Source organism: Mycobacterium sp. NGS17 (genome assembly GCF_059813205.1).
This window is the reverse complement of record NZ_JCALED010000010.1, coordinates 151,668-174,946: the sequence shown is the minus strand read 5'-3', so window position 1 is coordinate 174,946 and position 23,279 is coordinate 151,668. Positions and strand designations below refer to the sequence as shown.

At 69.5% G+C, this 23,279-nt stretch carries 22 protein-coding genes; 7 read left to right on the top strand and 15 right to left on the bottom strand.

The annotated features are described in order from the left end of the window. Nucleotides 1-42 precede the first annotated feature (42 nt). Nucleotides 43-1,257, bottom strand: coding sequence for a glucose-1-phosphate adenylyltransferase (gene glgC, locus AC5Y7E_RS20905; protein WP_499921527.1), 1,215 nt, complete (start codon nucleotides 1,255-1,257; stop codon nucleotides 43-45). 169 nt (nucleotides 1,258-1,426) lie between these two features. On the opposite strand from glgC, the gene glgA reads away from it, so the two are divergent. After that, nucleotides 1,427-2,599 (top strand): glycogen synthase, encoded by a 1,173-nt coding sequence (glgA, locus tag AC5Y7E_RS20900; protein ID WP_499950600.1) that lies wholly within the window; start codon nucleotides 1,427-1,429, stop codon nucleotides 2,597-2,599. A gap of 18 nt (nucleotides 2,600-2,617) precedes the next feature. Here the strand turns inward: glgA and AC5Y7E_RS20895 are convergent, their stop codons facing one another. The 7 genes from AC5Y7E_RS20895 to log form a co-directional block, all read right to left on the bottom strand. Then, the gene (locus AC5Y7E_RS20895; protein WP_066995255.1) at nucleotides 2,618-2,791 is read right to left on the bottom strand and encodes a DUF3117 domain-containing protein; all 174 of its coding nucleotides are present in this window, start codon (nucleotides 2,789-2,791) and stop codon (nucleotides 2,618-2,620) included. 166 nt (nucleotides 2,792-2,957) lie between these two features. Beyond that, nucleotides 2,958-3,539: a DNA-3-methyladenine glycosylase I gene (locus AC5Y7E_RS20890; protein ID WP_499950599.1), complete on the bottom strand. Its 582-nt coding sequence runs from the start codon at nucleotides 3,537-3,539 to the stop codon at nucleotides 2,958-2,960. Further along, entirely contained in the window at nucleotides 3,536-3,892 is a 357-nt protein-coding gene (locus tag AC5Y7E_RS20885; protein ID WP_499921531.1) for a DivIVA domain-containing protein, read from the bottom strand. Before AC5Y7E_RS20885 ends, AC5Y7E_RS20890 begins: the two co-directional genes overlap by 4 nt. A 59-nt stretch (nucleotides 3,893-3,951) precedes the next feature. Beyond that, entirely contained in the window at nucleotides 3,952-4,959 is a 1,008-nt protein-coding gene (locus tag AC5Y7E_RS20880) for a glucosyl-3-phosphoglycerate synthase (RefSeq protein WP_499950598.1), read from the bottom strand. Continuing rightward, entirely contained in the window at nucleotides 4,956-5,780 is an 825-nt protein-coding gene (gene folP / locus AC5Y7E_RS20875; protein ID WP_499950597.1) for a dihydropteroate synthase, read from the bottom strand. The genes AC5Y7E_RS20880 and folP overlap by 4 nt, the downstream gene beginning before the upstream one ends. Nucleotides 5,781-5,982: 202 nt before the next feature. Beyond that, nucleotides 5,983-7,761 carry a long-chain-acyl-CoA synthetase FadD6 gene (fadD6, locus tag AC5Y7E_RS20870; protein WP_499950596.1) on the bottom strand — a complete coding sequence of 593 codons (1,779 nt, stop codon included), beginning with the start codon at nucleotides 7,759-7,761 and terminating at the stop codon, nucleotides 5,983-5,985. Nucleotides 7,762-7,835: 74 nt separating this feature from the next. Beyond that, nucleotides 7,836-8,399, bottom strand: a complete 564-nt coding sequence (gene log, locus AC5Y7E_RS20865) for a cytokinin riboside 5'-monophosphate phosphoribohydrolase (protein WP_499921536.1) — start codon at nucleotides 8,397-8,399, stop codon at nucleotides 7,836-7,838. An 88-nt stretch (nucleotides 8,400-8,487) separates the two neighbouring features. Here log and AC5Y7E_RS20860 point away from each other — a divergent pair, with 88 nt between their 5' ends. Continuing rightward, nucleotides 8,488-10,614, top strand: a complete 2,127-nt coding sequence (locus tag AC5Y7E_RS20860; RefSeq protein WP_499950595.1) for an AAA family ATPase — start codon at nucleotides 8,488-8,490, stop codon at nucleotides 10,612-10,614. Here the strand turns inward: AC5Y7E_RS20860 and dapE are convergent. The 3 genes from dapE to AC5Y7E_RS20845 are packed head-to-tail and all read right to left on the bottom strand — an operon-like array spanning nucleotide 10,611 to nucleotide 13,694. Then, complete coding sequence (gene dapE / locus AC5Y7E_RS20855) at nucleotides 10,611-11,675, bottom strand: succinyl-diaminopimelate desuccinylase (protein WP_499950594.1); 1,065 nt, start codon at nucleotides 11,673-11,675, stop codon at nucleotides 10,611-10,613. The genes AC5Y7E_RS20860 and dapE overlap by 4 nt on opposite strands. A 31-nt stretch (nucleotides 11,676-11,706) precedes the next feature. Next, nucleotides 11,707-12,849, bottom strand: a complete 1,143-nt coding sequence (locus AC5Y7E_RS20850) for a PPE family protein (RefSeq protein WP_499921540.1) — start codon at nucleotides 12,847-12,849, stop codon at nucleotides 11,707-11,709. A gap of 35 nt (nucleotides 12,850-12,884) precedes the next feature. Then, nucleotides 12,885-13,694, bottom strand: coding sequence for a PPE family protein, SVP subgroup (locus tag AC5Y7E_RS20845; RefSeq protein WP_499950593.1), 810 nt, complete (start codon nucleotides 13,692-13,694; stop codon nucleotides 12,885-12,887). Between the two features lie 295 nt (nucleotides 13,695-13,989). On the opposite strand from AC5Y7E_RS20845, the gene dapD reads away from it, so the two are divergent. Beyond that, the gene (gene dapD / locus AC5Y7E_RS20840; protein ID WP_499950592.1) at nucleotides 13,990-14,943 is read left to right on the top strand and encodes a 2,3,4,5-tetrahydropyridine-2,6-dicarboxylate N-succinyltransferase; all 954 of its coding nucleotides are present in this window, start codon (nucleotides 13,990-13,992) and stop codon (nucleotides 14,941-14,943) included. Between the two features lie 8 nt (nucleotides 14,944-14,951). On the opposite strand, the gene AC5Y7E_RS20835 is transcribed toward dapD, so the two are convergent. The 4 genes from AC5Y7E_RS20835 to AC5Y7E_RS20820 form a co-directional block, all read right to left on the bottom strand. Continuing rightward, nucleotides 14,952-16,292 carry an MFS transporter gene (locus AC5Y7E_RS20835; RefSeq protein ID WP_499921544.1) on the bottom strand — a complete coding sequence of 447 codons (1,341 nt, stop codon included), beginning with the start codon at nucleotides 16,290-16,292 and terminating at the stop codon, nucleotides 14,952-14,954. A gap of 142 nt (nucleotides 16,293-16,434) precedes the next feature. Next, nucleotides 16,435-17,850, bottom strand: a complete 1,416-nt coding sequence (locus AC5Y7E_RS20830; protein WP_499950591.1) for an acyl-CoA synthetase — start codon at nucleotides 17,848-17,850, stop codon at nucleotides 16,435-16,437. 29 nt (nucleotides 17,851-17,879) lie between these two features. Then, a complete protein-coding gene (locus tag AC5Y7E_RS20825; RefSeq protein WP_499950590.1) occupies nucleotides 17,880-18,785 on the bottom strand; it encodes an alpha/beta fold hydrolase in 906 nt (301 codons plus the stop codon). Nucleotides 18,786-18,852: 67 nt separating this feature from the next. Further along, entirely contained in the window at nucleotides 18,853-20,313 is a 1,461-nt protein-coding gene (locus AC5Y7E_RS20820) for an aldehyde dehydrogenase family protein (RefSeq protein ID WP_499950589.1), read from the bottom strand. Nucleotides 20,314-20,511: 198 nt separating this feature from the next. Here AC5Y7E_RS20820 and AC5Y7E_RS20815 point away from each other — a divergent pair, with 198 nt between their 5' ends. The 4 genes from AC5Y7E_RS20815 (at nucleotide 20,512) to AC5Y7E_RS20800 (ending at nucleotide 23,168) form a co-directional block, all read left to right on the top strand. Continuing rightward, the gene (locus tag AC5Y7E_RS20815; RefSeq protein ID WP_499921549.1) at nucleotides 20,512-21,057 is read left to right on the top strand and encodes an FAS1-like dehydratase domain-containing protein; all 546 of its coding nucleotides are present in this window, start codon (nucleotides 20,512-20,514) and stop codon (nucleotides 21,055-21,057) included. After that, nucleotides 21,057-21,467: a Zn-ribbon domain-containing OB-fold protein gene (locus AC5Y7E_RS20810; protein ID WP_499950588.1), complete on the top strand. Its 411-nt coding sequence runs from the start codon at nucleotides 21,057-21,059 to the stop codon at nucleotides 21,465-21,467. The genes AC5Y7E_RS20815 and AC5Y7E_RS20810 overlap by 1 nt, the downstream gene beginning before the upstream one ends. A gap of 73 nt (nucleotides 21,468-21,540) precedes the next feature. Beyond that, nucleotides 21,541-21,990 carry a MaoC family dehydratase gene (locus AC5Y7E_RS20805; protein ID WP_499950587.1) on the top strand — a complete coding sequence of 150 codons (450 nt, stop codon included), beginning with the start codon at nucleotides 21,541-21,543 and terminating at the stop codon, nucleotides 21,988-21,990. Then, complete coding sequence (locus AC5Y7E_RS20800) at nucleotides 21,987-23,168, top strand: lipid-transfer protein (RefSeq protein ID WP_499950586.1); 1,182 nt, start codon at nucleotides 21,987-21,989, stop codon at nucleotides 23,166-23,168. Before AC5Y7E_RS20805 ends, AC5Y7E_RS20800 begins: the two co-directional genes overlap by 4 nt. Nucleotides 23,169-23,279: the final 111 nt, after the last annotated feature.

The window sequence follows — 23,279 nt, the reverse complement described above, 5'->3', positions numbered from 1 at the left end:
TCAACGTCTTTCGCGCCCGGATCAAATCGCATCGCCGGTGCGTTAGATCCAGACGCCCTTGCCCACCGCGACCACACCGCCGGCGCTGATCGCGAAGCGCTCCCGGTCCCTTTCCAGATCCACACCCACCATCTCGCCCGGCCCCACGACGACGTTCTTGTCCAGGATCGCGTGGCGCACCACCGCGCCGCGGCCGACCCGGGCGCCGGGCATGATCACGCTGCCCTCCACGATCGCTCCGTCGTCGACCACCACGTTGGACGAGAGCACTGAGTTGCGCACCGAGGCCGCCGAGATGATGCTGCCCGCGCCCACCACCGACTCCTGCGCGGAACCGCCGTTGACGAACTTGGCCGGCGCCAGGTTCTCCGACTCGCCGCGGATCGGCCAGCGCTTGTTGTACAGGTTGAACACGGGATGCACCGACACCAGGTCCATGTGGGCGTCGTAGAACGCGTCCAGCGTTCCCACGTCCCGCCAGTAGGCGCGGTCACGATCGGTGGCGCCGGGCACCTCGTTGTCGCTGAAGTCGTACACCGCGGCCATCCCGTCGTCGACCAGTCGCGGGATGATGTCGCCGCCCATGTCGTGGTCGGAGTGGTCGTCGTCGGCGTCCGCGCGGATCGCGTCGATGAGCACCTTGGTGGTGAAGATGTAATTGCCCATCGATACGAACGTCTGCTCGGGGTCGTCCGGGGTCCCCGGCGGATCCAATGGCTTTTCGATGAAATTGCGGATGCGGCCCGACTCGTCGGAGTCGATGCAGCCGAACGCGGTCGCTTCGCTGCGCGGCACCCGGATGCCGGCCACCGTCGCGCCGGCGCCGCTGTCGATGTGGAACCGGACCATCTGCTCGGGGTCCATCCGGTACACGTGGTCGGCACCGAAAACCACGATGTAGTCGGGGTCTTCGTCATAGATCAGGTTCAGCGATTGGTAGATCGCATCGGCCGAGCCGGTGTACCAGCGCGGGCCGAGCCGCTGCTGCGCGGGCACGGGAGTGATGTACTCGCCGGCCAGACCGGACAACCGCCAGTTCTGCGAGATGTGACGGTCCAGTGAATGCGACTTGTACTGGGTGAGAACGCAGATACGCAGATACCGGGCATTGACGAGGTTGGACAGGACGAAGTCGATCAGTCGGTAGGCCCCGCCGAAGGGAACTGCGGGCTTGGCGCGGTCCGCCGTCAGCGGGTACAGCCGCTTGCCCTCACCGCCGGCCAGGACGATGCCCAGCACGTGTGGCGCTTCCCTCATGGTTTCAAACCTATCGGCCGTTGCGGAGGGCTGCCAGGGGGACGGGGTGATTGGCGACGTTCTGTGGGGCTGTCCGTCAAGGTATTTGGCTGCGCACACCGCGGAGTGCGCCCCACGGTGTGGCGAACCCGACTCGCGGCGGGCCCGGTCGCCGAACTACCGTTCGGGTATGCGGGTGGCCATGATGACGCGCGAGTACCCACCGGAGGTGTATGGCGGAGCGGGAGTACACGTCACCGAACTCGTCGCCCAGCTGCGCCGGCTCTGCGCGGTCGACGTGCACTGCATGGGAGCACCGCGTCCGGGCGTTCCGGGAGTGCACGTTTATGAGCCCGACGCGCGGCTGCGGGGCGCGAACCAGGCGGTGTCGACTCTGTCGGCCGACCTGATGATGGCCGATGCGGCGAAGGGGGCCAGCGTGGTGCATTCACACACCTGGTACACCGGCATGGCCGGGCATCTGGCCTCCCTTCTCTACGGCGTCCCGCACGTCTTGACCGCGCATTCGCTCGAGCCGCTGCGCCCGTGGAAGGCCGAGCAACTCGGTGGGGGTTACCGGATCTCGAGCTGGGTCGAGCAGACCGCGGTGCTGGCCGCGGACGCCGTCATCGCGGTCAGCGCCGCGATGCGCGAGGACGTTCTGCGTGTCTATCCCGCACTGGACCCCAGTGCCGTGCACGTCATCCGCAACGGCGTCGACACCGACGTCTGGTACCCGGGCGGGCCGGTTCGAACCGGATCGATGCTGAGTGAACTCGGCGTCGATCCGGCCCGGCCCATCGTGGTGTTCGTGGGCAGGATCACGCGACAGAAGGGACTGGCGCACCTGGTGGCGGCCGCCCACCGATTCAGCCCGGAGGCGCAGGTGGTGTTGTGCGCCGGCGCTCCCGATACCCCGGAGATCGCCGCCGAGATTCGCGACGCGGTGGCCGCCCTGGCCGCCGGCCGCACGGGGGTGTTCTGGATCCGGGAGATGCTGCCCATCGGGGATCTGCGCGAAATCCTCTCGGCGGCATCGGTTTTCGTGTGCCCTTCGGTGTACGAGCCGTTGGGCATCGTGAATCTGGAGGCGATGGCCTGCTCGACGGCGGTGGTGGCCTCCGATGTCGGTGGGATTCCGGAGGTGGTCGCCGACGGGGTCACCGGGACGCTGGTGCATTACGGTCCCGACGACCCGCGGGACTATCAGGCCGGATTGGCCGATGCGGTCAACGAGTTGATCGCCGACGAGGAGAAAGCGCAACGCTACGGCGAGGCAGGACGCCAGCGCTGCGTCGAAGAGTTCTCCTGGGCCCACGTCGCCGAGCAGACCGTGGAGATCTATCGGAAGGTGTGTGCATAGCGCCGCCGGCGGCAGGCCCTAGGTGGAGCTTGTGACACCCTTGAGTTCGTCACCGAGGGCAGCGGCTTCGTCGGGCGTCAGCTCGACGACAAGTCGACCGCCTCCCTCAAGTGGTACTCGCATCACGATGCCGCGCCCCTCCTTGGTTGCTTCCAGAGGACCGTCTCCGGTCCGGGGCTTCATCGCCGCCATCGAGTGCTCCCTCCGGGTTCGAGCTGGCCCGCCCGTGCGGACCTGGTCGGCGCCGAGCATGCCCCGCCAGCGAAATTCAAGCCATGCCCGGCATCGAACTGCCTTATCACCCCCCCATTGTTCCCTATCCAGGTCGCCACTTGAACAAAGACCCGCATCTGTGTGCTCAACGGGCGGTTGCGGGCACCCAGCAATCACGAATGTGATCGTCGACCATCCCGGTCGCCTGCATCAGCGCATAGGCGGTGGTCGGGCCGACGAACCGGAACCCGCGCCGCTTGAGCTCACGGGCCATGGCCCTCGATTCGTCGGTGGCCGAGGGGATTTGGGACGGGTCGGCCGGGCGTGACCGCGGCGATGGCGCAAACGACCACAGCAGGTCCGCCAGATCCGCCGGACCGCCCAGCTCGGCGGCCGCGCGCGCGTTGGCGATCGTCGACTCGATCTTGGCGCGGTTGCGGACGATTCCCGGATCCGCCATCAGCCGCTCCACATCCGCATCGGAGTATTCAGCGACCGTGGTGATGTCGAAGTGGGCGAACGCGCGCCGGAAGTTCTCCCTTTTTCGCAGGATGATCAGCCAGGACAGGCCGCTTTGAAAGGCCTCCAGGCTCATCCGCTCGAACAACGAGACGCCGTCGCGCACCGGTTGGCCCCATTCGCGATCGTGGTAATCGCGATAGAGCTCGAAATCGGGTCCGGGCCGCGCGGTCGCCCAACCGCAGCGAACCAGTTTGTCTTCATTCACACTGAATCCTGACGATCCTCGCCGTCGTCTGGTTCCCCCGATTCGTCCTCGGTCTGGTGCCCCGCGCTCGACGCGTGCACAGCTTCGAGTTGTCCGCGCAGCGCCTCGAGCTCGCGCGCGAGCCGATCCAGCACCCAATCCACCTCGCTGGTCTTGTAACCGCGCAGGACCTGGGTGAACTTGACGGCGTCGACGTCGGAGCCGGTCACCCCGAACGCGGGGAGGACGGTGGCCGTCGTCCCCCGCGGCAGGGGCGGCAGCTGCTCGCCGCGACCGAACAACAGGCTGGCGGCGCCGAACAAGACGACCGCCACCAGCACAAGGACCACCAGGTACAGCAACACCAACGCCACGTGACCGATATTGCCCTACGCCGCCGACAGGGCGGCGGTCAGCGTGACCTCGCGCGCGGCTAACGCGGCCTGATCGCCTGCATCGGCGGTCGGTCCGCCAGCGACACCGGCGACGTGTGCTGGCTGTAGCCGTAACCCTCGGGGCCGTCGGCGGTGAACTGCGTCAGCCCTACGCCCGAATCCGGGATCCCACAACGCGACAGCAGGGTCGCGATGACCTGTCGGCTCATCACGCCAAGCTCGGCCAGCGGCCGGTTGCGGTGCGCGCGGACCCCCAGGTTGGCCTGGGCGATCGCGTCCAGCCCCAACCGGTCGAACGTGTCCACCAGCAGGCCGATCTCCACGCCGTAGCCCGGGGCGAACGGCACCGAGGTCAGCAGCTCGCGGGTGGCCGCGTATTCACCGCCGAGCGGTTGCACGATGCAGCCCAGTTCCGGACGCAGGGCCGCGAGCAGCGGCCGGGCCACCAACTCGGTCACCCGCCCGCCGCCGGTGGCACTCGCGTCGGTCGCCACGTCGCCGAGATCGGCGAGCTCGCTGCCGCGCAACGGCCGCCGATAGAAGCTCTTGACCAGGTGGATGCGGTCGTCGGTGAGCAGCGGAGCGACCAGCCAGGGCACGAACATCGGGTGCGGATCGATCAGGTCGGAGTCGACGAACACCACGATGTCGCCGCGGGTGGCCGCCAGCGAGCGCCACAGCGCCTCGCCCTTGCCGGGCCGGATCGGCACCTCCGGCAGCGCCTGCTCGCGGCTGACGACGCGGGCGCCCGCGGCGACGGCACGGATCTCGGTGTCGTCGGTGGAGCCGGAGTCCAGCACGATCAGCTCGTCGACCAGCCCATCGACCAGCGGTGAGATGCTCTCGATCACCGACTCGATGGTTTCTTCCTCGTCGAGGGCCGGCAGCACCACCGAGATGGTTCGCCCTGCCTTCGCGGCCTCCAGCTCGGCGATGGTCCAGCTCGGCCGGTTCCAGCTGCGGTCGGCCAGCCAGACGTCGCCGGGGCGTGCGACGAGCATGCCGGCGTCGGCGACATGACCGGCGACGAGGTCAGATGTCGTCATGCCAGGCCCCGCACCGTGCGCGCCGGCGGCCGGGTGCCCTGGATCGAGGCCACCATTTCCAGCACCCGCCGGGTGGCCGCGACCTCGTGTACCCGAAACATCCGGGCGCCGGCGGCCGCCGCCAGCGCGGTGGCCGCCAACGTCCCCTCGAGCCGCTCGGTCAATTCCACCCCCAGAGTCTCCCCGACGAAGTCCTTATTGCTCAAAGCCATCAGCACGGGCCACCTGGTCTCGACAAGATCGCTCACGTGGCGCAACAGCAGCAGCCCGTGGAAGGTGTTCTTGCCGAAGTCGTGGGTGGGGTCGATCAACACCCGATCGCGGGCCACTCCGCACGCCACCGCCCGCTCGGCGGCCGCGGTGACCTGGGCGATGACGTCGTCGACCACGCCGCGTGTGGTGATTCCGTAACTCACCCGGAAGGGGCGCGTGCGCGGCAGCGCGTTGCCGGTGTGCGAGCACACCAGGCCCGCCCCGAACTCGGCGGCCACCTCCGGCAGCGCCGGGTCGATGCCGCCCCAGGTGTCGTTGATCAGATCCGCCCCGGCCGCGCAGGCCACCTTGGCCACCTCGGAACGCCAGGTATCGGCGCTGATCAGCTGGTCCGGGTAGGCGTCGCGCAGCCATTCGATGAACGGCACCAGCCGCGCGATCTCGGTGTCGGCATCGACCTCTTGACCGGGGCCGGCCTTGACACCGCCGACGTCGATGACGTCGGCACCGTCGGCGACGGCCCGGTGCACGGCCGCCCTGGCAGCCTCGTCGCTGAAGGTCGCGCCCTTGTCGTAGAACGAGTCCGGGGTGCGGTTGATGATCGCCATGATCAGCGCACGATCGCCCGCGACCGGGCGGCCGCACAGAGTTGGACGGCCGGCTGACGCCGGCGGTGTCGAGTGCACACGTATATGGTGCCCGGTCGCCGCGTCGCGCGCGGCCCGGGGGATCGAGTGTGCGGCCAGGGCGCGCTGTCGCGGCGTGTCGTCGCCGCGAGCGCACGCGGAACGTCAGCGCAGGGGTCGCGCCCTACGGACGCTTGCCCTCGGCTACTTCGTCGGGGTACTCGTCGTAAAAGGGCACGTAGCCCTTATCGCGCCCGGCCAGCACGTACAGCGGGTCCTTCACGTCGGAACCGTAGGCCTGCTCGCGCAGCTCCACCTTGCGGCTCTTGAAGGTCGTGGTCTGCTCGATGGACTCCACCACCCGCACGAACAGCGGCAGCGCGTAGGCAGGGAGCTGGTCGTACACGGCGCGGGCCAGCGACTGCCCGTCGAACTCGGCGCCCCCGCGCAGTTTGACCGCGGCCATGCCGGCGCGCCCGCCGGTGCGCGGAACCTCGACCCCGAAGACCGTGCAGTCCTCGACGGAGTCGTCGGACGCCAGCGCCGCCTCGACCTGCGTGGTGGCGACGTTCTCGCCCTTCCATCGGAAGGTGTCGCCGAGCCGGTCGACGAACGCGGCGTGGCCCATGCCCTGCGGGCTCATCACATCGCCGGTGTTGAACCAGCAGTCGCCCTCACGAAAGGCGTTGCGCACCAACTTCTTTTCGCTCGACTCCTGGTCGGTGTAGCCGTCGAAGGGCTGCAGCCGGTTGACCGGGCTGAGCAACAAACCGGGCTCGCCGGCCGGCACGCGGCGCACCCGCCCGTTGTCGTCGCGCAGCGGGGCGCCGGTGTCGGGGTCGTACTCGACGTAGGCCAGCGGCATCGGGAAGACGCCGGTGGAGCGGGGCACGTTGAAGACGTTGATGAACGCCGCGTTGCCCTCGCTGGAGGCGTAGAACTCGCAGACGCGCGCGATGCCGAATCGCTCGGTGAACTCGTCCCAGATCTCCGGGCGCAGCCCGTTTCCGGCGATCACGCGTACCTTGTGCGCGCGGTCGGTGGGTTTGGCCGGCTGGTTGAGCAGGTACCGGCACACCTCGCCGATGTAGATGAACGCGGTGGCCTCGTTGGCGATCACGTCGTCCCAGAACTTCGACGCCGAGAACGACTTGCCCAGCGCCAGCGTCGCCCCCGAATTGATCACCGACGACAACGCCACCGTCAGCGCGTTGTTGTGGTAGAGCGGCAGGCAGCAGTAGAGGGTGTCGGAACTCTTGAGCCGCAACCCGATACCGCCGAAAGCCGCGAGCGCCTTGAGCCACCGCAGGTGCGTCATGACGCTGGCCTTGGGGAATCCCGTTGTGCCCGAAGTGAAGATGTAGAACGCGGTGTCCCTGGCGTGCACGGCCGACGCCGAGGCGGGGTTGGTGGCGGGCGCGCTCAGCGCGAACCGCTCCAAGTCCTCGACGGTCAGCGTCTCGGTGCTGCCCGAGCCGCCGCACTCGGCCACGGCGCTGACCAGATCCGTCTCGGCGATGAGCACCTTGGCGTCCAGCAGGCCGAGGCTGTGCGCGAGCACCTCGCCGCGTTGGTGGTAGTTGAGCATGCCGGCGACCGCGCCGCACTTGACCGCGGCCAGCATGGCCAACACGGTGTTGGGCGAGTTGCGCAGCATGATGGCGACGACATCGCCCTGACCGACGCCGCGCGCGGCCAGCACGGCGGCGTATCGGTTGGCGGCGGCGTTGGCGTCGCGGTAGGTCAGTTGCTGATCGCCCATCCGCAGGAAGATCCGGTCGCCGTAGCGGGCGGCCCGGTCGGCGAACACCGTGCCGATCGACTTCTTGGAGCCCGGCTGGGCCAGCAGCCCGGTCATCGCGCCACGCGCGATCACCGGCAGGTCGGCCAGCACGGCCGGCGCCCGGAATGCGATGTCGGTCAGTTTGACCGCCGTGCGCGCTCCACCGTCACGATCGGACACGTGATCCCCTCGATTCGTTTCCAAAGGCAAGCTCGGCGGACAGCCTAGTAGGGGTGGCAAACCCGTCGGCGGCCTCAGCCCGGTGCGCAGGCTTGCAGCGCCGCACTCACCTTGTCGACCAGCACCAACCGGTCCATCGCCGCCTGGGAGACGTAGCCGCTGTCCAGCAAACCGCACAACCAGGTCCACAGCCCTTCGTAGTGGCCGAAGGGATCCAGCAGCACGATGGGTTTGTCGTGCAGACCGAGGAAGGCCGTCGTCCATGCGTCGAGCAACTCGTCGAGGGTGCCGATGCCACCGGGCAGCGCGATGAACGCGTCGGCGCGGTCTTCCATGGCCTGCTTGCGTTCGTGCATGGTGTCGCTGACGATCAGCTCGTCGGATTCCACGTCGGCGATCTCGCGGCGCATCAAGACCTTCGGGATGACGCCGACGGTTCGGCCGCCCCGGGCGCGCGCCGCGCTCGCCACCGCGCCCATCGCCGACACCCGGCCCCCGCCCCACACCAGCGTCCAGCCGCGCTCGGCGATCGCCTCACCGAGTTCCGCTGCGACTGAGAGCAATTCGGGATGTTCGGGGCCTGATGCGCAGTACACGCACACCGACCACTCGGCTGATGCATCGCGTTGGCCGGGCATATCCGCCAAAGGTAGACCAACCGCATCCGGGCCGTCATATCTGGGGCTTTCGCCTTGCCGCCCGGCTCTCGCACCATAAAATTCGGCGGTGCCGATTCGATGGAACGTCCCCCGACATGCGACGGCCTCAGAGCGGCTGGATGCGGCTCTGGCCGACGGGGCCCGGGGGGCGGTGGTGCTGGGGCCCGACGGCGTCGGCAAATCCACCATGGCCCGGGTGGCCGCCGAGCGTTTCGCGGATCGGCACCCGAACACGCTCGTCCGTTGGGTCACCGGCACCCCGACCGAACGCGCGGTCCCGTTCGGGGCGTTCAGCCATCTGGTGCAGATCTCCGACATCGGCAAGCCGGCCGCACTGCTGCGGGCCGCCCGGGCGTCGCTGGGCGGTGACGACCTGTTGCTCGTCGTCGACGACGCCCACCACCTCGACGTGCTGTCGGCCACGCTGGTCTACCAGCTGGCGCGCGACGGCGCGGGACGGCTCATCGTCACCGCCCGCGCCGATCCCGCTCCCGAAGCGATCGCGGCGCTGTGGAACGACGGGCTGCTGACCCGGATCGACATCGAGCCGCCCGCCGGGGCGACCGCGCCGGCAGAGATCGAGACCTTCCTCGACGAGCTTCCCGCCGCGGCGCGCTCGGTCCTGGAGTATCTGGCCGTCGCGGAGCCGCTGACGGCCGCCGACTTGACCGCACTCGCCGGCGACGGCGCGGTGCACGACGCGGTGACGTGGGGTGCCGCGGAGACCCGGGCGCGGGGCGGATCCTCCGACGACCCGGTCGTCTACACGGCCCACCCGCTGTTCGCCGAGCGGACGCGGGCCGCGCTCGACCCCGACGAGGCCCGGCAACGACGCACCGACCTCGTCCGGCTGCTGTCGCAGCGACCGTCCGAGCACCTCAGCGACCGGTTGCGGCTGGTGTCGCTGGCGCTGGACAGCGAAACTCCCCCGCGCGTGACCGACGTCGTCGCCGCCGCCCAGCAGGCGCTGCGGCTGGGCGACCTGACGCTGGGCGAACGACTGGCCCGTTGGGCGCTGCTGCGGTCGGGCGGGTTATCGGCGCGGCTCGCGCTGGCGCATGCCCTGGGCTGGCAGGGCCGTGGCCGCGAAGCCGATTCGGTGCTGGCCGAGGTCGACTCCACCGCGCTGACCGAAGCGGCGCTGATGGACTGGGCCCTGCTGCGCGCGGCCAACCAGTTCTGGATGCTAAGCGAACCGGAGCGCGCCACCGCGTTCCTGCGGACGGTGCGCAACCGAGTCACCGACATCGGCCCGCGGACCACGCTCGACGCGCTCAGCGCGACCTTCGCGATGAACGCCGGCAATGTCGGGCATGCCGTAAAAGTCGCCGCCGAGGTCCTCGCGTCGCCGGCGGCCGATGACCAGGCGGTGGCCTGGGCGGCCAGCGCGGCCGCGTTGTGCGCGGCACGCGAGGGTCGATTCGACGACGTCGAGCCGCTGGCGCAGCGCGCCTTGACCGCCGAACACCCTGGGCTGCTGCGCTTCACGATCGGACTGGGCCAGACCACCGCTCTGTTGATGGCCGGGCGGCCCGAGCAAGCCCGCCACGTCGCGCAGCAGTTCACCGACTTCGCCGAACTGCAACAGCCGGGCCGCGCCATCGGCGAGGTGCTGTTGGCGCATGCGCTCATCGCCGGTGGCGATTTCGCCGCTGCGGCAGCATTATTGGTCCCGGCAGCCGCCACCCTGGAGCGCACCGGTTACTCGTGGGGGCCGCTGTCGCTCACCCTGCTTGCCACCGCGCTGGCCCAGCAGGGCGACACCGCGGCCGCGGCAAAGGCATTGAGCAGGGCCGAATCTCGGCACGGAACCAAGTCGGCCCTGTTCGCGCCAGAGCTCGGTGTGGCGCGGGCATGGCGGCTGGCCCTGGTACGGGACACGCACGGCGCGGTGACCGCCGCGCGTGACGCCGCCCGGATGGCCGAACGCGGCGGGCAGCGGGGTGCGGCGGTGCGGGTCTGGCACGAGGCCGTGCGGCTGGGCGACATCCGGGCCGCCGATCCCCTGGCTCGGCTCTGTGGTGAGATCGATTGTGTTGCAGGCAGACTCGCGTTGTCCCATGCCCGCGCGCTGGCCGCCGGCGACGACGCGGGGCTGCGGGCCGTGTCGGAAGAGCTGACATCGATCGGCATGCACGCGGCCGCGGCCGACGCTGCCGCGCAGGCGCAGCGATGCGGGGCCGGGAAGGCTTAGCCGCTCAGGTAGCCGCGCAGCACGTCCACCGCGGCGGTGATGTCGGCGACCGCGACCCGCTCGTCGCGCTTGTGCGCCAGGTTGGGATCACCGGGCCCGAAGTTGACCGCCGGTATGCCCAGTGCGGCGAACCGCGCCACGTCGGTCCAACCGTATTTGGCCCTGACGTTGCCACCCGCCGCGTCGATGAGGGCCTTGGCGGCGGGCTGGGATAGTCCGGGCAGTGCGCCCGCCGCCGCGTCGGTCTGTTCGATGCGCACGTCGAGCCCGGCGAGCACGTCGTGGACGTGTTGCAGCGCGTCGGGCAGCGACCGGTCGGGGGCGAAACGGAAGTTGACCGTCACCGCGGCCGCGTCGGGAATGACGTTGCCCGCCACGCCGCCGTCGATGCGCACCGCCGACAGGCCCTCACGGTAGACGCAGCCGTCGATGTCGACGCTGCGCGCCTGGTACGCGGCAAGCCGCTCGAGCACAGCGCCGAGCTTGTGAATGGCGTTGTCTCCCAACCAGGATCGCGCCGAATGGGCGCGGGTCCCGGTGGCGCTGACCACCACGCGCAGCGTGCCCTGGCAGCCGGCCTCGATGTAGCCGCCGGTCGGCTCACCCAGGATGGCCACGTCGGCGGACAGCCAGTCCGGCAGCTCGCGTTCGATGCGGCCCAATCCGTTTGCGGCGGCCTCGATTTCCTCGCAGTCGTACATCACCAGCGTCAGATCGTGCACCGGGTCGGCCACGGTGGCGGCGAGATGCAGAAAGACCGCGTCGCCGGATTTCATGTCCGCCGTGCCGCAGCCGTACAGGTCACCGCCCTCGCGCCGGCTGGGCAGGTTCGCGGCCACCGGCACGGTGTCCAGGTGCCCCGCGAGCAGCACCCGCGACGGCCGCTGGTAGTGCGTGCGCGCCAGGACGGCGTCGCCGTTGCGAATGATCTCGAACCCGGAGGTCTGGGCCCGCAGCGCGGCCTCGACCTCGTCGGCCAGCCGCGCTTCGTCCCGCGATTCGCTGGGGATGTCCACCAGCGCCGCGGTCAGCGCGATCGGATCGCCGCGTAAGTCCAGCACGGTCTTTAGGGTAGGCGATCGCAAGCGCGGGCTAGACGAGCAACTGCGTGGGCATCACCTTGGGCTTGACGCCGTAGCGCGGCCCCACGCCGTAGCCGCCCCGCCCCGCCGAGGCGACCGCCGGCATGCCGGACGCCCACGTGGTGTGCGCGTCTTCGGTGGGTGCGGTCCACCCCGTACCCGCGACGGTCGCGGCGGGGACCCGAGGCGTGGCCGCCGACCACGTGGCCGGCGTCGACAATCCGCCGACCGGGGACGCCGAGCCCATGCTCGCCAGCACCGGTGCGGCACCGACGCCCGCGGTGCTGACCGGCGCCGGGGCACTGACCAGGGCGCCGGAGCCGACCACGCCGCCCAGGTCGCCGGCCACGCTGGCGGAAGCCGCCGCGTCGAGGGTGTGGTTGTACAAGATGTTGGACACCATCGTGTTGAACACGTTCCACGACACCACGTCGAATCCGGCGTTGCCGATATTGGACACCAGCGGATCGCCCAGCACGCTGTCCAGGGCGCTCGCGCCCGGCGCGGCGGGTGCGGCCGGCGCCGCGAACGACTGCACGGCGTTGGGCACATTGGAGACGACCGAGCGCAGTCCACTGGTCTGCGCGGCCGTGGCCGCCGTCTGCGCGTCGAGCCCACCCGGGCTGTTGGTGGGCGCGGGCGATGTCAACGGGCTCAACTTGGCCGCGGCCGCCGACGCCGCGGCGTAGCCGTACATGGCGGCGGCGTCTTGGGACCACATCTCGCCGTACTGCGCCTCGGTGGCCGCGATGGCTGGGGTGTTCTGTCCCAGAACGTTGGTCGCGACGAGGGCCGCCAGCTGGGCCCGGTTGGCCGCGACCAGCGGTGGCGGCACCGTCATCGCAAAGGCCGCCTCGTATGCGGCCGCGGATGCCATGGCTTGGGCGGCCGCCTGTTGCAGCTGCGCGGCGGTGGTGTGCATCCACATCACGTACGGCGCGGCGGCGGTGGCCATCGCGGTCGACGACGGTCCGATCCACTCCTCGCCGGTCAGATTCGCAATCGCCGCCTGGCTGGCCGAGGCGGTCGTGCTCAGTTCGTCGGCCAGGCTGCTGAAAGCCGCGGCCGCGGCCATCATCGGACCGGCGCCCGCGCCGGTGTACATGCGCAGTGAATTGATTTCTGGGGGCAGTGCTCCGAAGTCGAAAGTCATTGTCGTGCTCCTGTTCTTGCTGACGTTGCGGGTTGTTAGACGGCCGGCGTGGGCATCACGGTGGGCTTGACGCCGTAGCGGGGCGCGCCGAGGCCGTAGCCGCCGCGTCCGGCGGTGGCCATCGACGGCACGCCACCCGGAATGGCGCTCACCGTCGTCGCCTGGGGCGCGGCGCTGGTGAACCCGGCGCCGGTCAGCGTCACCGGGGTGGAGCTGACCTCGGGGACGCCACTTGCCGCCCAGCTCGGTGGTACCGACAATGCGCCGATCGAGGGTCCGCGGCCCATGCTCGCCAGCAACGGCGCCCCACCCATGGCTGCCGGCGCCGCCGGGGCGGGCGCGCTTGCCGGGGTTGCTGACGTGAGCCCGCCGGTGAAGTTGGGGATACCGGCCGCGCCGGGGACGGGAGCGAATTGCCCCTCGCCCAAGGTGATGAAGTCCGAGGCGGCGGCACCGGTGTTCTGACCCCACTCGATGAGGGTGCCGGCCGCGGCGTCCCCGGGGGGTGGGTCGGCGGCAGCGGCCGGTGCGGCGGGCAGCGCCGCGGCGCTGGTGGTGACTTTGTTCGCGGCTTCCGTCGTTCCATACGAGCCGGCGTTGCTGTCCAGGTTGCTCACCAGCGTCTGGTGAACAACCTTCGCCTGGGCGCTGACCTGCTGGTACCACGCGCCGTAGGCGGAGAATTGCGCCGCCTGCAAAGCGGACACCTCGTCGGCGGCCGCGGGAGCAATGCTCGTGGTGGGAGCCGCGGCCGCGGCGTCCTGGGCGGCCATCGAAGAGCCGAGGCCTTCGAGGGTGCTCGCCGCGAACAACAGCGCCTCGGGCCGTGTGGTGACAAAGGACATGTTCTTCTCCTCGCGCAATCGGGCGGCCACGACGGGCCGGCGACAAAGGGGCCTGCGGCTAGGCCGGTAACGACCCCGGAAGCTGCGTACCCGATACGCCGAAATTCACGCCTTGACCTGCTGAGACCGGCCACTGCCGAGCGTCCCCGGCCGCGGGCGACGCATCCCGCGGTGACGAATTATCTTGCGCGCGTGGGTCTTTAGACGCAGGCCGGGGTGACTGCGCGGCCCCCGGCTTCGCCCTCGCGCAGGGCGGGCGGGGCCCGATGCCGGCCCACGAAGTAACCTTTGCGCCGTGACAAGAGCAGCAGGCGCCGAAGGAATAGGCCTGGCGACGCTGGCCGCCGACGGATCGATCCTCGACACGTGGTTTCCCGCACCGGAACTGGCCACCGCGGGCACCAGCGCGACGTCGCGGCTGGCGCTGTCCGATGTTCCCCCGGAGCTGACCGCGCTGATCGGCCGTGACGACGACCGCGGCACCGAGACCATCGCCGTGCGCACGGTCATCGGCTCGCTGGATGACGTGGCCGCCGACGCCTACGACGCCTACCTGCGATTGCATCTGCTCTCGCACCGATTGGTGGCGCCGCACGGGCTGAACGCCGGCGGCTTGTTCGGGGTATTGACGAATGTGGTCTGGACTAATCGCGGACCGTGCGCCGTCGAGGGTTTCGAGGCGGTCCGGGCCCGGCTGCGGCGCCACGGGCCGGTGACGGTCTACGGCGTCGACAAGTTCCCGCGCATGGTCGATTACGTCCTGCCGACCGGTGTGCGCATCGCCGACGCCGACCGGGTGCGCCTGGGCGCGCATCTGGCGCCGGGCACGACGGTGATGCACGAGGGCTTCGTCAACTACAACGCCGGCACCCTGGGGGCGTCCATGGTGGAGGGCCGGATCTCCGCCGGCGTGGTGGTGGACGACGGCTCCGACATCGGTGGTGGGGCCTCGATCATGGGGACGCTGTCCGGCGGTGGGACCGAGGTGATTTCGATCGGCAGGCGCTGCCTGCTCGGCGCCAACGCGGGCGTGGGCATCTCATTGGGCGACGACTGCGTCGTCGAGGCCGGCCTGTACGTCACCGCGGGCACCAAAGTCGTTACGCCCGAAGGCAAAACGATGAAGGCGCTCGAGCTGTCCGGCGGCAACAACCTGTTGTTCCGCCGCAATTCGGTGAGCGGGGCGGTGGAAGTCGTGGCCCGCGGCGGTCAGGGCATCGCCCTCAACGAGGACCTGCACACCAACTGAGGGTGCACCTATAGGTCGGCGGGCACCCGCTCCGCGGCCGGGGCGGCGCCGAGCGCGGTTCCTTTGGTCTCGGGCAGCAGAGCGACGCACACGAGGCTGGTCGTTACCAGGGTCGCCATCATGAGCCCGATCGCCCAGCCGCCGTAGGTCGCCAACAAGGTGCCCGCCAACAGTGGCGGCACCGCGGCGCCGAGGATGCCGGCCAGATTCATCGCCACCGCCACGCCGCTGTAGCGGTAGCGCGTGGCGAACAGCTCGGGGACGAAGGCCCCGGTGGGACCGTTGGCCATCGCCGCGCAGGCGAACATGCCGAGGACGGCCACCGCGTACGTGGCGGGGCTGCCGGTATCCATCAGCGGGATGACCACGAAGGACCACGGCAGACACGCCGCCAGCCCACACAGCATCACCCGGCGACGCCCGACGCGGTCGGACAGCCAGGCCCCGAACGAGACGAACACGATGCTGGTCAGCCCGGCCAGCGCGCCCACACCCCAGATGAAGCTGCGCGAATAGCCCAAGTGGGAGTGGGCGTACATGACGAGGAAGGTGTTGCCCAAATAGACGAAGCCCATGCCGCCCAGGAAGCAGCCCGCGACCAGCACGATCTCGCGGCGCTGCAGCCGCACCAGCTCGGCCAGTGGCGCTTTGGGCACCAGGTTGCGGGCCTTCTCCTCGACGAACAGCGGGGTCTCCTCGATGTTGAGCCGCACATAGAGGGCGATGCCGATCAGTCCGCTGCTGATCAAGAAGGGCACCCGCCAGCCCCATTCCAGGAACGCGGGGCTGCTCTCCCCCATGGTGAGGCTGACGGCGAGGAACGTCACGCTGGCCAGCACGCCGGCCGTGCCGCCGCCCAGCGAGGTGAACATGCCCCACCAGCCGCGTTTTCCGGGGGGCGCGTATTCGGCGCTCAGCAGCACCGACCCGGCCCATTCGCCGCCGACGGCGAAGCCCTGCAGCAACCGCAGCACGACAAGGATCAAGGGCGCCGCGACCCCGATTGACGCCGTGGTGGGGACCAGGCCCACGCTGACGGTCGACGCGCCCATGATGAGCAGGGTGGCGACCAGCGTCTTCTTGCGGCCCAGCCGGTCGCCGAAGTATCCGAAGACGGCCGCTCCCAACGGGCGGGACAGAAACGCCGTCGCGAACGTCGCCATCGAGGCGATGGTGGCCACCGTCGGCCCGAGGTGCGGGAAGAAGACCGCGGGAAACACCAGTGCGGCCGCGGTTCCGTAGATCAGGAAGTCGTAGAACTCGATGGCCGAGCCCACCAGGCAGGCCGCCGCGATCCGCCGCATAGGGGTCCGCCCGGCGGCGGCCGCGGACCGCGCCGGCTCACCCATGGTGGCGGCTCGCCGTCCGGTTACGTCGATACACGGATACGACGGTAGGTGAAGCTGCGCGGGCACGCTCGGCCCTGAAGCTGGCAAGTTGCTGCGTGTCTAGGCGTCAGGCTGACCGGGCGCTGCCCGGGTGAGCGGTCGGTCAGCCGTCGGTCAGCAGCTGCTTCTTGAGGACCTTGCCCATGGCGTTGCGCGGCAGCGCGTCGACGATGCGCACCTCGCGCGGCCGCTTGTGCACCGAAAGCTCTTGGGCGACATAGTCGATCAGCTCGTCGCCGTCGGCCGACCCGACGACGTAGGCGACGATGCGCTGGCCCAGGTCCGCGTCGGGCATCCCGATGACGGCGGCCTCCTGCACGCCGGGGTGGCCGAGCAGCGCCGTTTCGATCTCGCCCGCCCCGATGCGGTAACCGCCGGACTTGATCAAGTCGACCGACTCGCGTCCGACGATGCGGTGCATCCCGCCGGCGTCGATCACCGCGACGTCGCCGGTGCGGTACCAGCCGTCGGTGTCGAACGCCTCGGCGGTGGCTTCCGGCCGGTTCAGGTAGCCGTCGAACATCATCGGCCCGCGCACGTGCAGCTTCCCGACGGTCTCGCCGTCGTGCGACACCGGGCCGCCGTCGTCGTCCACCACCCGGGTCTGCACACCGGACAGCGGCAGGCCCACCCACCCCGGGCGTCGCTCGCCGTCGGCGCGCGTGGACACCGTGATCAGCGATTCCGACGCGCCGTAGCGTTCGATGGGTTGATGCCCGGTGAGCCCGGCCAGCCGGTCGAACACCGGCACCGGCAGCGGCGCGCTGCCGGAGACCAGTAGCCGCGCGGGGCGCAACGCCCGGGCGGCGGGCTCGTCGGCCCCCACCCGCGACCACACCGTGGGCACCCCGAAAAACAGCGTGCCCCGGTGCTCGGTCGCCGCCTGCGCGTAGCCCGCCGGCGTCGGCTTGCCGGTGTGGATGAAGCGATTGCCGATCCGCAGCGAGCCGAGCAGGCCAAGCACCAGGCCGTGCACGTGGAACAGCGGCAGGCCGTGCACCAAGACGTCGTCGGCCGTCCATTGCCAGGCTTCCGCCAGGGCATCGAGGTCGGCCGCGATCGCCCGTCGGCTCAGCACCACGCCTTTGGGTAGCCCGGTGGTGCCCGAGGTGTAGATGATCATCGCGGTGGCGTCCGGCGACGGCTCGGCATAGCGGTGCCAGGAGCGGGCGTGCAGCCGGACCGGGATGTGCGGCAGGCCTGCCGGCTCGTCCGGCACCGGGCCCAGCCACGCCTGCACAGCCGAGTCGGTGAGGATGTGCCGGCGTTCGGCGGCGCCGACGTCGGCGGGCACCGGCACGAACGGCACCCCGGCGATCAGGCACCCGGTGACGGCCAGCACGGTCGCGGCGCTCGGGGCGGCGAGGATGGCAACCCTGCCCGCACCGCCCGCCCGCTCGGCCACCGAGGTGGCGGCGCCGACGAGGTCGCTACGGCTGAACACGGTTCCGTCGATGCGCACCGCGTCGGCGATATCGGTGGCGGTGAGCGCCGCGGGATTCAGGGACGCCAGCAGCACGTGAGCAGGCTACCCCGCTGCCGAGAAGGTCAGCCTCGCTCGTCCCAGATCTTCGTCAGGGTGGACAGGATCTCCTCGCCGCGGCCCAGGCCGCCCAGGTGGCTTTCGCCGGGGAGCACGATGAGCTCGCAGTCGGGCAGCCGGTGCACGACGTGCTCGCCGTGCGCGAACGGCACGATGTGGTCGCTGTCGCCGTGCCACCACCGCACCGGGACCTTGACCTCCTCGAGCCGGAATCCCCAGTCCTGGGTGAACAGGATGATGTCGTTGAACGGGGCCGCCAGCTGCTTGCGGCTCCCGTTGAGCAGGTCGTCGAGGAACATGGCCGCGAACTCGGGCCGGGTCAGCAGGCGCCGGTCGCCCTCGGGCGATATCGCGGCATAGAGATAGAGCGCGGGGTTGGCGACCGGACGGATGGACCGGATCACCAGGCTCGCGCCGATGCGCAGCGGGTCACCGCCCAGCCGCAGCAGCGGGGCCACCCGCTTGCCCAGGTTCATCAGGCCGCTGGTGATCCCCTCGTCGCCCAGGAAAGGCGCGACGCCACCGAGCACGCCGAGGGCTATTACCCGGTCCGGCAGCACCGCGGCGGACGCGAGCGCGTACGGGCCGCCGCCGGACAGGCCGATGACCGCCATCTTGTCGATGCCGAGGATGTCCGCGATGGTGCGCAGGTCGTCGCCGAACGCGCGGATGTTCTCGTATCGGTGCGGCGTCGACGAGCCGATACCGGGCCGGTCCAGGCCGATCAGCCGGATCTTGTGCCGTTCGGCGTACAGGCGGGCCTCGACAGGGATCTGCCGACGGGCGCCGGGGGTGCCGTGCAGCCAGAAGAACGCGCGGCCCTGCGGGTCACCGAATTCCGCGAAGCCGATCTGGCGGTCCTCACCTACGGCGACGTTTCCTTCGAGCTTGGGGCGGGCGATCTCGATCATGTCGAGCAGCTTGACATGTCAGGTGTGGTTCACCCAAGCGGGCCCAATCGCTGGCGCGCGGGTCACCTTACGCGGGAACCCCGATGGCCATCGGTTCCATGTACTGATGCAACCCGCCGATGCCGCCGCCCTCGCGGCCCAGCCCGCTGAGCTTGAAGCCACCGAACGGCGCCCCACCGGGACTGACGCCGTTGACGGCGATCTGGCCGGTACGGATGCGGCGGGCCACGCCGACGGCGCGGTCCACGTCTTCGCCCCACACCGCACCGGAGAGCCCGTACTGCGAGTTGTTGGCGATGGCGACGGCGTCGTCATCGTCCCGGTAGCGCAGGACGGTCAACACCGGCCCGAACACTTCCTCTTGCGCGATAGTCGAATTCGGCTCCACATCGGACAGGATCGTCGGTTCGACGTAATAGCCGACGTCCAAGCCGGCGGGCCGGCCGCCGCCGGTCACCAGCTTCGCGCCGTCGCTGCGCGCTCCGGCGACGTGCGCCTCGACCCGGTCGCGTTGCGCCGCGCTGATCAGCGGACCCATCTGCACGTCGGGATCGGTGGGGTCGCCCACCTTGACCTCACGGGCCAACGCCGCAAGGCGATCGACGATGTCGTCGTGCAGCGAATCAGGCAACAGCAGCCGGCTGTGCAGAATGCAGGCCTGTCCGGCGTGCAGCGAACAGGATTCGAACAGCATCTGCTGCAGCATCTCGTCGCTGATGTGCGCGTCGTCGAGGACGATGCTGGCCGATTTGCCGCCCAGTTCCAACAGGATTCGCTTCATGGTGTCCCCGGCGGCGGACATGACCTGGCGTCCGACGACCGAGCTGCCGGTGAAGCTCACCATGTCGATGCGCGGATCGGTGGTCAGCAGCTTGGCCGCCTCGACACCCGAGGGCGTGACCACGTTGACCACCCCGGGCGGGATGTCGGTGTGCTCGTCGATGAGCCGTGCCAGCGCCAGCCCCGCCAGCGGTGTCAGCGGAGAGGGCTTGAGCACGACCGTATTACCCGCGGCCAGAGCGTGATTCAGCTTCATCACGTTCAGGCAGTGCGGAAAGTTCCACGGCGTCAGCACCGAAACGACACCCAGCGGCGCATGCCGGAGCAACGTGGTCCCGGCGCTGATGCCGCTGACCTCTTGGTCGACCAGCTGGGTGGCGAGCTGAGCGGCATGCATGGACATGAACCCGGCACCGTCGATCTGCATCATGCGCTCGTTCGAAACGCAGCCCCACTCCGCCTGGGCCAGCGCGAAGAAGTCGTCGGCGTGCTTGGTCAGCGCCTCGCCCAGCTGGTTCAGGCACGCGGCGCGCTGCTCGGCGGACGTGGTGCCCCACGGTCCGCTGTCGAAGGCGCGCCGCGCGGCCGCTATCGCGTCGCCAACCTGCGCGACGCTCGCGTTTGGTGCGGTGGCGATGACGGCCTCGGTGGACGGGGACACGTCGTCGTAGCGGCCGTCCTGCGGCTCCACCCAATTGCCGTCGATGTAGAGCTGGTAGGTCTGGACAAGAGCGGGCGAATCGGCCATGTGCTTCCTCCGGTCATCTGATCACTTGGTGTACTCGCCCCGGCAGCCGCCGTCAATCATCATTCGCGCGAATTCCCCGCTGTCGCCGTGCTTTGCTGTCGTATTGACAGCGCGCGACGGCGCAGAGTACACACATTTCGTCGAGACAGATCGCATCAATCTGTCGGATCACCTGTCCTGCGAGAGGGGCTTTGCCAAGTGGCCGACTCAGAAACCGTCAGCGCCAAGGTGCGGGCCCTCGTCGGGCAGCCGACCGGCGGTACCGAAAAACCCTCGCTGGCACCGGACCCGGTGAACCAGCCGATGATCCGGCACTGGGCGTACGCGATGGCCGACATGAACCCGGTATACCTCGACCCGGAGTTCGCGGCGTCGTCACGGTTCGGCGGCATCGTGTCGCCGCCGGTGATGCTGCAGACGTGGACGATGCCGTCGCCCAAGCTGGAGGGAATCGGCGAACGGGGTGGGGCTCCAGTTGAAATCCACAGCAATCCAACGGCGTTCCTCGATGAGGCCGGCTACACCAGCACCGTCGCGACCAATTCGGAGTTCGAGATCGAGCGGTACCCCCGACTGGGCGACGTGATCAGTGCGACGACGGTCTACGAGTCGGTCTCCGACGAGAAGAAGACGGCGCTGGGCACCGGCTTCTTCCTCACCTGGCTGACCACCTACACCGACCAGAACGGTGAAGTGTTGGGGCGGCAGCGGTTTCGGGTGCTGCGATTCAGGCCGGCGAACTGATGGCGGCTCGTCTCGCGCCGGCGATCACCCCGGACACCGAATTCTTCTGGAATGGGTTGCGGGAGAATAAACTTCTGATCCAGCGCTGCGGTGGCTGTGGGAAGCTGCGGCATCCGCCGCGCCCGATGTGCCCGCACTGCCGTTCGCTGGAGTGGACGACGATCGAATCCTCCGGCCGCGGAACGGTCTACAGCTACGTGATGCCGCACGAGCCCAAGTTTCCGTTCTTCGAGTACCCCTACGTCGTCGTGCTGGTGGAGCTCGAAGAGGGCGTCCGTCTGGTGTCCAACCTGACCGGGGTCGATCCTTCCGATGTGACGCCAGGGTTGCCGGTCGAGGTCTACTACCAGGCGTTCGACGACGGCCTCGTCCTGCACCAATTTCGGCGCGGCGGCCAGGCGTCGTCATGAATTTCGGCTCCACCCTCGGTCCGGCTTCGGCCCAGCCGGCCCACCCCGGCGCAACCTACTCGGAAGGACCCGCATGACGCCAACCGCCGGCCGCACTTTGCAATGGCAGGACATTTCGGTCGGTGACGAGGTCACGCCGCTCGAAATTCCGATCACCACAACGATGATTGTCGCCGGCGCGATCGCCACCCGCGACTTCATGCCGGTGCACCACGACCGCGACTACGCCAAGCAGCAGGGCTCGCCCAACCTGTTCATGAACATCCTGACCACCAACGGCTACTGCGTCCGCTTCCTCACCGACTGGGCCGGCCCCGAGGCGATGGTGAAGAACCTGTCGATTCGCCTTGGGGTGCCGTGCTTCCCCGACGACCCGCTGAAGTTCACGGGCGGCGTCACCGGCAAGACCGAAGGGTCGGACGGCGAAAACTTCGTGGAGGTGTCATTCGCCGGCGCCAACAGCCTGGGCGACCACGTGTCCGGCACCGCGGTGCTCAGCCTGCTCGACGGGACGGGCGCATGAGCCGGACGCGTCCGGGCAGCCTTCCCGGAAGTTGCGCCATCGTCGGGATCGGCCAGACGGAGTTCTCGAAGGAATCGGGGCGTAGCGAGCTGCAATTGGCATGCGAGGCGGTCAGCTCCGCACTCGACGATGCCGGCCTGGCCCCCGGCGACGTCGACGGCATGGTCACGTTCACCATGGATGCCAGCGACGAGATCGACATCGCCCGCAACGTGGGCATCGGCGACCTCAGCTTCTTCTCCCGCGTGCACCACGGCGGCGGTGCGGCCGCGGGCACCGTCGTACACGCGGCGATGGCCGTCGCCACCGGCGTCGCCGACGTCGTGGTCTGCTGGCGCGCGTTCAACGAGCGGTCGGGCTTCCGGTTCGGTGGCAGCGGTCGCAGCATGGCCGAAACACCCTTGTTCATGGCGCATTACGCGCCGTTCGGGCTGCTCACCCCCGCGGCCTGGGTCGCCGTGCACGCGCAGCGCTACATGTCGACGTACGGCGTCACCAACGAAGACTTCGGCAGGATCGCTGTCGTCGACCGCCAGCACGCGGCGACCAACCCCGACGCGTGGTTCTACCAGCGCCCGATCACCCTGGAAGACCACCAGAATTCGCGCTGGATCGTCGAACCCGTGCTCCGCCTGTTGGATTGCTGCCAGGAGAGCGACGGCGGCGTCGCGCTGGTCATCACCAGCGCCGAGCGCGCCCGCGACCTGCGGCAGCCGCCGGCCATCATCGCCGCCGCCGCCCAGGGTGCAGCCCATAACGGCGAGATGATGACGAGCTACTACCGCGATGACATCACCGGGCTGCCCGAGATGGGTGTGGTGGCCCGTCAGCTGTGGCGCGACTCGGGGTGCAAGCCGCAAGACATCCAAACCGCCTTCATCTACGACCATTTCACGCCGTTCGTGTTCGTCCAACTCGAGGAACTCGGATTCTGCGGGCGCGGCGAGGCCAAGGACTTCGCCACCATCGAGCGGCTGTCGCTGGGCGGAGAGTTCCCCATCAACACCAACGGCGGCCTGCTCGGCGAGGCCTACATCCACGGCATGAACGGCATCACCGAGGGGGTGCGCCAGGTGCGCGGCACCTCGCACAACCAGGTCGGCAACGTCGAACACGTGCTGGTCACCTCCGGAACCGGCGTGCCGACCAGCGGTCTGATTCTCACACCGGCCGGCTGAGGGAGAGTTGATTCCGTGGCTGGCGCTCCTGACCGCCCGCGACGGCGTTGAGCTTGAGCGCGAGCGTCGAGCGTGCATCCTCGGCGGGCTTCATCGGCGTGTCGCCTACCG

Bases quoted from the DNA above. Each gene is read 5' to 3' on its own strand.
- AC5Y7E_RS20845 (WP_499950593.1), bottom strand. From the start codon at position 13,694: ATGTCCTTTGTCACCACACGGCCCGAGGCGCTGTTGTTCGCGGCGAGC.
- AC5Y7E_RS20835 (WP_499921544.1), bottom strand. From the start codon at position 16,292: ATGGGTGAGCCGGCGCGGTCCGCGGCCGCCGCCGGGCGGACCCCTATG.
- log (WP_499921536.1), bottom strand. From the start codon at position 8,399: ATGCCCGGCCAACGCGATGCATCAGCCGAGTGGTCGGTGTGCGTGTAC.
- AC5Y7E_RS20825 (WP_499950590.1), bottom strand. From the start codon at position 18,785: ATGATCGAGATCGCCCGCCCCAAGCTCGAAGGAAACGTCGCCGTAGGT.
- folP (WP_499950597.1), bottom strand. From the start codon at position 5,780: ATGGCGATCATCAACCGCACCCCGGACTCGTTCTACGACAAGGGCGCG.
- AC5Y7E_RS20850 (WP_499921540.1), bottom strand. From the start codon at position 12,849: ATGACTTTCGACTTCGGAGCACTGCCCCCAGAAATCAATTCACTGCGC.
- AC5Y7E_RS20810 (WP_499950588.1), top strand. From the start codon at position 21,057: ATGGCGGCTCGTCTCGCGCCGGCGATCACCCCGGACACCGAATTCTTC.
- glgA (WP_499950600.1), top strand. From the start codon at position 1,427: ATGCGGGTGGCCATGATGACGCGCGAGTACCCACCGGAGGTGTATGGC.
- AC5Y7E_RS20880 (WP_499950598.1), bottom strand. From the start codon at position 4,959: ATGACGACATCTGACCTCGTCGCCGGTCATGTCGCCGACGCCGGCATG.
- glgC (WP_499921527.1), bottom strand. From the start codon at position 1,257: ATGAGGGAAGCGCCACACGTGCTGGGCATCGTCCTGGCCGGCGGTGAG.
- AC5Y7E_RS20800 (WP_499950586.1), top strand. From the start codon at position 21,987: ATGAGCCGGACGCGTCCGGGCAGCCTTCCCGGAAGTTGCGCCATCGTC.
- AC5Y7E_RS20895 (WP_066995255.1), bottom strand. From the start codon at position 2,791: ATGGCGGCGATGAAGCCCCGGACCGGAGACGGTCCTCTGGAAGCAACC.
- AC5Y7E_RS20820 (WP_499950589.1), bottom strand. From the start codon at position 20,313: ATGGCCGATTCGCCCGCTCTTGTCCAGACCTACCAGCTCTACATCGAC.
- AC5Y7E_RS20805 (WP_499950587.1), top strand. From the start codon at position 21,541: ATGACGCCAACCGCCGGCCGCACTTTGCAATGGCAGGACATTTCGGTC.